Origin of the sequence: Yinghuangia aomiensis (genome assembly GCF_039542225.1) — a bacterium.
In the GTDB taxonomy this organism is placed as follows: domain Bacteria; phylum Actinomycetota; class Actinomycetes; order Streptomycetales; family Streptomycetaceae; genus Yinghuangia; species Yinghuangia aomiensis.
The window spans coordinates 162,843-169,418 of sequence record NZ_BAABHS010000021.1 but is presented as its reverse complement, the minus strand read 5'-3'; the positions used below and the strand labels follow the sequence as shown (position 1 = coordinate 169,418).

At 72.4% G+C, this 6,576-nt stretch carries 6 protein-coding genes; 5 read left to right on the top strand and 1 reads right to left on the bottom strand.

The genetic code is table 11. The features are described from left to right. Positions 1-857 precede the first annotated feature (857 nt). The 5 genes from rplU to ABEA93_RS27280 all read left to right on the top strand — a co-directional run bounded on the left by rplU (position 858) and on the right by ABEA93_RS27280 (position 4,897). Complete coding sequence (gene rplU / locus ABEA93_RS27300) at positions 858-1,172, top strand: 50S ribosomal protein L21 (protein ID WP_345678451.1); 315 nt, start codon at positions 858-860, stop codon at positions 1,170-1,172. 5 nt (positions 1,173-1,177) lie between these two features. Next, positions 1,178-1,432, top strand: coding sequence for a 50S ribosomal protein L27 (gene rpmA / locus ABEA93_RS27295; RefSeq protein WP_345678439.1), 255 nt, complete (start codon positions 1,178-1,180; stop codon positions 1,430-1,432). A gap of 87 nt (positions 1,433-1,519) precedes the next feature. Beyond that, positions 1,520-2,962, top strand: coding sequence for a GTPase ObgE (gene obgE, locus ABEA93_RS27290; protein ID WP_345678438.1), 1,443 nt, complete (start codon positions 1,520-1,522; stop codon positions 2,960-2,962). Positions 2,963-3,026: 64 nt separating this feature from the next. Then, entirely contained in the window at positions 3,027-4,157 is a 1,131-nt protein-coding gene (proB, locus tag ABEA93_RS27285; protein ID WP_345678437.1) for a glutamate 5-kinase, read from the top strand. A gap of 137 nt (positions 4,158-4,294) precedes the next feature. Further along, complete coding sequence (locus tag ABEA93_RS27280) at positions 4,295-4,897, top strand: hypothetical protein (protein ID WP_345678436.1); 603 nt, start codon at positions 4,295-4,297, stop codon at positions 4,895-4,897. Between the two features lie 22 nt (positions 4,898-4,919). On the opposite strand, the gene ABEA93_RS27275 is transcribed toward ABEA93_RS27280, so the two are convergent. Beyond that, a complete protein-coding gene (locus ABEA93_RS27275) occupies positions 4,920-6,506 on the bottom strand; it encodes a fatty acyl-CoA synthetase (RefSeq protein ID WP_345678450.1) in 1,587 nt (528 codons plus the stop codon). Between the last annotated feature and the right edge of the window lie 70 nt (positions 6,507-6,576).

Here is a 6,576-nt window from a genome sequence, read left to right as displayed (position 1 = left end):
CCCCGCCGCGCGACCCGCCCCGCGGCCTCGCCGGACGCGGCCGCGGAGGGCGGCGACGGCTCGGGCGGCGCCGGCGGCGAGCCGGCCCAGGAGCCGGTCAGCGCGACGTCGGGAAGCTGAGCGGCGCCGGGCGACCGGCGACGCGGGTTGTGTGAGGCGCGGGCGCTCCCACCGGGAGCGCCCGCGCCTCATTTGCCGGTCTGATATTCACCGGTGGAAGGCCCCCTGACGGGTCCGGTTTACCACCGCGGGGGTGTGGGGTGGCGGGGGCTGTCCACAGGCTGCTGCGTGGTCGCGGGGGGTTGTCCACAGAGCTCGGTCAAGGGACGTCTTCCCGCCACCACCGCGTCGGGAGGCGGGTGTGGTCGGCCTCGCCCCCGAACCGGCCGCGCGTGCCCGCCGCGACCCGCCGGGCTGTGGGGTGGCTGCGCCGCCGTGCTGTGCGCGGCAGGCGCCCGGCGTGCCTGCCCTGCCCCGAGAAGCCGCTGCGTTGTGCGTGGCAGGGCTCCCGGCCGCCCCGGCTCGGTGCCTGCCCTTTGCCTGCCCTGACCCGAGAACAGCTCTCCCGGCCAATGCGGCGCTGTATCGCACACCGTCAGGGCCTCCCCGCCCCGGGCCGAACCCTCGCCACACCCGCCCCACCACCCCCCTCCGCCCCTGCTCCGAGCGTCCGCCCCCGCCTACCCCACCCCGGTTTGACCCGCCCGGCGAGGCATCCGTACTCTTGACCGTCGGCATGCTTATGCCACGTCTCTGAGCACCCACCTCCCGGCGGTCGCCGCCGGGGGAGGCTGCCCGGCATCGGCCGGGGTCGGCTGGCGTCAGAGACTCCGTTCGAACAGAGAGTGGGCTTCGCGGTGTACGCGATCATCCGCGCCGGTGGCAGGCAGCACAAGGTTGCCATCGGTGACGTTTTCCAGGCCGACCGGGTCCAGACCGGCCCCGGCGAGACCGTCGAGCTGCCCGTGCTGCTCCTGGTCGACGGCGAGTCCGTGACGAGCGACCCGTGGGTCCTCGCAGGTGTGAAGGTGACGGCCGAGGTCGTCGACCACACCAAGGGCAAGAAGATCGACATCCTGAAGTACAAGAACAAGACCGGCTACCGCAAGCGCATGGGTCACCGCCAGCAGCACACCCAGCTGAAGGTCACCGGCATCGAGACCGGGAAGTAGAGGACATGGCACACAAAAAGGGCGCATCGTCCACCCGTAACGGCCGTGACTCCAACGCCCAGCGGCTCGGCGTGAAGCGCTTCGGCGGCCAGCTCGTGAACGCGGGCGAGATCATCGTCCGCCAGCGCGGCACCCACTTCCACCCGGGTGCCAACGTCGGCCGTGGCGGCGACGACACCCTGTTCGCGCTCGCCGCCGGTGCGGTCGAGTTCGGCACGCGCCGCGGTCGCCGCGTCGTGAACATCGTCCCGGCGGCCTGACGCCCGAGGGACCCCCTTGCACAACCCGAAGGCGGACCGCTCCAACGGTCCGCCTTCGGGCTTTGTCGGCAACACCTGGAGGCAAACGTGACCACCTTCGTCGACCGCGTGGTACTGCATGTCGCGGCGGGCAACGGGGGCCACGGGTGCGCCTCCATCCACCGGGAGAAGTTCAAGCCGCTCGGCGGCCCGGACGGCGGCAACGGCGGCCGCGGCGGCGACGTGTCGCTCGTCGTCGACCCGAACGTCACGACCCTCCTGGAGTACCACCACTCGCCGCACCGCAAGGCCACCAGCGGCAAGCCCGGCGCCGGCGGCAACCGCAGCGGCGCCGACGGCAGCGACCTCGTGCTGCCCGTCCCGGACGGCACCGTCGTCAAGCGCGTCCACGCCGACGGCACCGAAGAGGTCGTCGAAGACCTCATCGGCAACGGCACCCGCTTCGTCCTCGCCCAGGGCGGCCGCGGCGGGCTCGGCAACGCCGCCCTCGCCTCCCCGCGCCGCAAGGCCCCCGGCTTCGCGCTGCTCGGCGAGCCCGGCACCGGCGGCGACTACGTCCTCGAACTCAAGACCGTCGCGGACGTCGCCCTCGTCGGCTACCCCAGCGCCGGCAAGTCCTCGCTGATCGCCGCGCTCAGCGCCGCGCGCCCGAAGATCGCCGACTACCCCTTCACCACGCTCGTGCCGAACCTCGGCGTGGTCACCGCCGGCGACATCGTCTACACCGTCGCCGACGTCCCCGGCCTCATCCCCGGCGCCAGCGAAGGCAAGGGCCTGGGCCTGGAGTTCCTGCGCCACGTGGAACGCTGCAAGGCGCTCGTCCACGTCCTCGACTGCGCGACCCTGGAACCCGGCCGCGACCCGATCAGCGACCTCGACACCATCGAAGCCGAACTCGCCGCCTACGGCGGGCTCGACGACCGGCCGCGCATGGTCGCCCTCAACAAGACCGACATCCCCGACGGCCGCGACCTCGCCGACCTGGTCCGCGCCGAACTCGAAGGCCGCGGACTCAAGGTCTACGAAGTCTCCGCCGTCAGCCACGCCGGCCTCCGCGAACTCTCCTTCGCCATGGCCGGGTTGGTCAAGGAAGCCCGCGACGCCGCACCGCCCGCCGAGGCCACCCGCGTCGTGCTGCGCCCGACCGCCGTCGACGACAGCGGCTTCACCGTCAAGCGGCGCGGCGACAGCTTCATCGTGCGCGGCGCCAAGCCCGAACGCTGGGTCCGCCAGACCGACTTCTCCAACGACGAGGCCGTCGGCTACCTCGCCGACCGGCTCGCCCGCCTCGGCGTCGAAGAAGCCCTGTTCGAAGCCGGCGCGCGCCCCGGCGCCGAGGTCGTCATCGGCGACGACGAGACCGGCGTGGTGTTCGACTGGGAGCCCACCATCGCCACCGGCGCCGAAATGCTCGGCCGCCGCGGCGAAGACCAGCGCTTCGACGCGCCGCGCCCCGCCGTCCAGCGGCGCCGCGACCGCGAGTCGATCGCCGGTGAATACGAGGACTTCGACCCGTTCGCCGGCGACTGACCGCCGGAAACCCCAGGTCGATCGGGAGGCCTGACTACACGTCAGGGGAGTGGGAGTACGCCGGATGTCAGCCCCGGACCGGCGCGCGGACGTCCTGTCCGCACGCCGCATCGTGGTCAAGGTCGGATCGTCGTCCCTGACCACCGCCGCCGGAGGCCTCGACGCGGACCGCGTCGACGCCCTCGTCGACGTCATCGCCGCGAAGCGCGCCGAAGGCACCGAGATAGTCCTCGTGTCCTCCGGCGCCATCGCGGCCGGCCTCGCGCCGCTGGGACTCGACCGCCGACCGCGCGACCTCGCCACCGCCCAGGCCGCCGCGAGCGTCGGCCAAGGCCTCCTGGTGGCCCGCTACACCGCCTCCTTCGCCCGCTACGGGCTGCGCGTCGGCCAAGTGCTGCTCACCGTCGACGACATGACGCGCCGCACGCACTACCGCAACGCGTACCAGACGCTCGACAAGCTCCTCACCCTCGGCGTGCTGCCGGTCGTCAACGAGAACGACACCGTCGCCACCGAGGAGATCCGGTTCGGCGACAACGACCGCCTCGCCGCCCTCGTCGCCCACCTGGCGCACGCCGACCTGCTCGTCCTGCTCTCCGACGTCGACGGCCTCTACGACGGCGACCCGGTCAAGCACACCTCGTCCCGCATCGCCGACGTCCGCGGCCCCGAGGACCTCGCCGGCGTGGAAATCGGCAAGGCCGGCCGCGCGGGCGTCGGCACCGGCGGCATGGTCACCAAAGTCGAAGCCGCCCGCATCGCCACCACCGCCGGCATCCCCGTCGTCCTCACCGCCGCCCGGCACGCCTCCGACGCGCTCACCGGCAAGCCGACCGGCACGTTCTTCCACCGCACCGGCGTCCGCGGCGCCGACCGGCTCCTCTGGCTCGCCCACGCCACCACCGCGCGCGGCCGCCTCGTCCTCGACGCCGGCGCCGTCGACGCCGTCGTCGACGGGCACAAATCCCTCCTCCCGGCGGGCGTCACCGCCGTCGAAGGCGGCTTCACCGCGGGCGACCCGGTCGACCTTGTCGACGAAAACGGCAACATCATCGCCCGCGGACTGGTCAACTTTGATGCAAAGGAACTCCCCGGACTCCTCGGCCGCTCCACCCACGAGCTGGCCCGGGAAATGGGACCGGCGTACGAGCGCGAGATCGTCCACCGCGACGACCTGGTGCTGCTGCGCCGCTGACGTGAGCGACACGGGAGCCGCCCCGTGCAGGCCCGGCGGGCCGCCCCAGGCCGCCGGAAGGGCGCTCCGTGTCACCGACGGGAGGCGGACCGGTGCAGGGACGTGGCAGGGAGCTGCCCTGGGAGGCCGCACGATCCGTGCGGTCGGACGGTGACGGCCAGGAACACGGAAGCAAGGAACGGGGCGGGAAAGAACGCGGAAGCCGCGAGCGCGGCACCCGCGACGGCGGCGACACCGGAGCACGCGAAGCCGCGCCCCGCGACATCGCCCCTCGCGACGGCACACCGCGCGAACTCGAACCCCGCGCCCTGGGCCCCCGCGACCGCGGGATACGCGGCGGCATGGGCCGCACCGGCGGCGGCCGCGAACCCGACCGCCGCAGCGAGCCCATCCGGATAGAAGAAACCCGCATGTGGCACATCACCCTGACGGTCGCGGGCGCCGCCGTACCGCAGGACGAGATCAGGCGCGCCCTCGAACAACTGGCCTACGACCACCCGTTCCTGCTCGCCGGGCGCTACGCCCCCGACCACGCCGAAATCCGGTACTGGGAAGAGGCCCGCGACCTCCAGGACGCCGCCGCCCTCGCGCTCCGCCTCTGGGGCGAACACCGCCGCTCCGCCGGACTCCCGCCCTGGGAGATCGTCGGACTCGAAGTCGTCGACCGCGGCACGTGGCAGCAGCGGGCGAAATCCCCCGGCACCGGACCGATAGTGCCGGGCGGCGTCCAACCGTTCTGAGCCGCCCGGCTCGGACCTCGGGTTACTCCTCGGCCTTCTCCTCGGCCAAGTGCGCGTAGGTGTCGCGTAGTTCGCGTTTGAGGATTTTGCCGCTGGGGTTCTTCGGGAGTGCGTCGGTGACGACGACGTATTTGGGGACTTTGAACCCCGCGAGGTGGGCGCGGCAGTGTGCGGTGATGTCGTCGGGGTCGGCCTTTTCGCCTGCTTTGAGGACGACGACGGCGGTGACGGCTTCGATCCAGTAGGGGTGGGTGATGCCGAAGACGGCGGCTTCGGCGACGGCGGGGTGGGTGTGGATGACTTCTTCGACTTCGCGGCCTGCGACGTTCTCGCCGCCGGTTTTGACCATGTCCTTCTTGCGGTCGACGACGGTGAGGTAGCCGTCGGTGTCGAGGGTGCCGAGGTCGCCGCTGTGGAACCAGTGGTTGCGGAAGGCCTCGGCGGTGCGGTCGGGGTCGTTCCAGTAGCCGAGCATGGTGTGGGGTCCGCGGTGGACGATCTCGCCGACGGTGCCGGGCGGGACGGGCCGGTCGTGGTCGTCGACGACGCGGGTTTCGACGTTGAGTCCGGCGCGGCCCGCGGAGCCGGCCTTCCGCTCCTGGTCGTCGGGTCCGAGGATCGTGGCGACGGGGGACATCTCGGTCTGGCCGTAGAAGTTGTAGAGGGCCAGGTCGGGGAGGCGGCGGCGGAGTTCGGCCAGGACTTCGACGGGCATGGCGGCGGCGCCGTAGTAGCCCTTGCGCAGCGTGGTCAGGTCGCGGGTGTCGAAGTCGGGGTGGCGCAGCAGCGCGATCCAGACCGTGGGCGGGCAGAAGAGTTTGGTGACGCCTTCTGTCTCGATCGTGGCCAGGATGGTGGCGGCGTCGGGTGCTCCGAGGATGATCGAGGTGGCGCCGAGGTAGACGTCCGGGGTGAGGAAGCAGTGCAGTTGGGCGCAGTGGTAGAGCGGGAGGGCGTGGATTTCGATGTCGTCCGCGGCCATGCCGCCGTCGACGATCGCGGTCGTGTACTGGGCGAGGAGGTTCCGGCTGGTCATGACGGCGCCTTTGGGGCGGGATTCGGTGCCGGAGGTGTACATGATCTGGACGGGGTCGTCGTCGTCCAGGTCCACGTCCGGGCACGGGGCGTCCGAGGTGCCGAGGTCGGTGAAGGGTTCCCAGCCGTCGACCGGGTCGCCGCCGATGACGGCGTGGACCTTGAGCGCGGCGGGGTCGAGGTCGGCTTCGGCGAGGGCGGCGTCGGCGGTGGCGGTCAGGTCGGCGCCTGCGATCACGCCGGTGGCGCCGGCGTGGGTGAGGACGTAGGCGACTTCGGGGGCGGTGAGCATGAAGTTGACCGGGACGGAGACGGCGCCGAGGCGGGCGAGCGCGAAGTAGGCGACGGCGAAGCCGTGGGAGTTCCGGGCGAGCAGGACGACCCGGTCGCCCTTGGCGATGCCGCGGGCGGCGAGGGCGGCGGCGGTGCGGGAGACCAGCGCGTCCAGGTCGGCGTAGGACTGGCGCAGGTCGCCGTACACGATCGCGGTCTTGTCCGGAGTACGCACCGCGGACCGGGCCAGCAGATCGGCAAGCCCGTGCCGCCGGGCCCGCACGGCGGGGGTGATGGGCATCTCCGAGGTCACGAGGCGCTCCGTTCGTCGGGTTCGTCGGGTCCGTCAGGTCTCCGCCGGGCGGGTTCCG

Coding starts and splice junctions, on each gene's coding strand:
- rpmA (WP_345678439.1), top strand. CDS start 1,178: ATGGCACACAAAAAGGGCGCATCGTCCACCCGTAACGGCCGTGACTCC.
- proB (WP_345678437.1), top strand. CDS start 3,027: ATGTCAGCCCCGGACCGGCGCGCGGACGTCCTGTCCGCACGCCGCATC.
- ABEA93_RS27275 (WP_345678450.1), bottom strand. CDS start 6,506: ATGCCCATCACCCCCGCCGTGCGGGCCCGGCGGCACGGGCTTGCCGAT.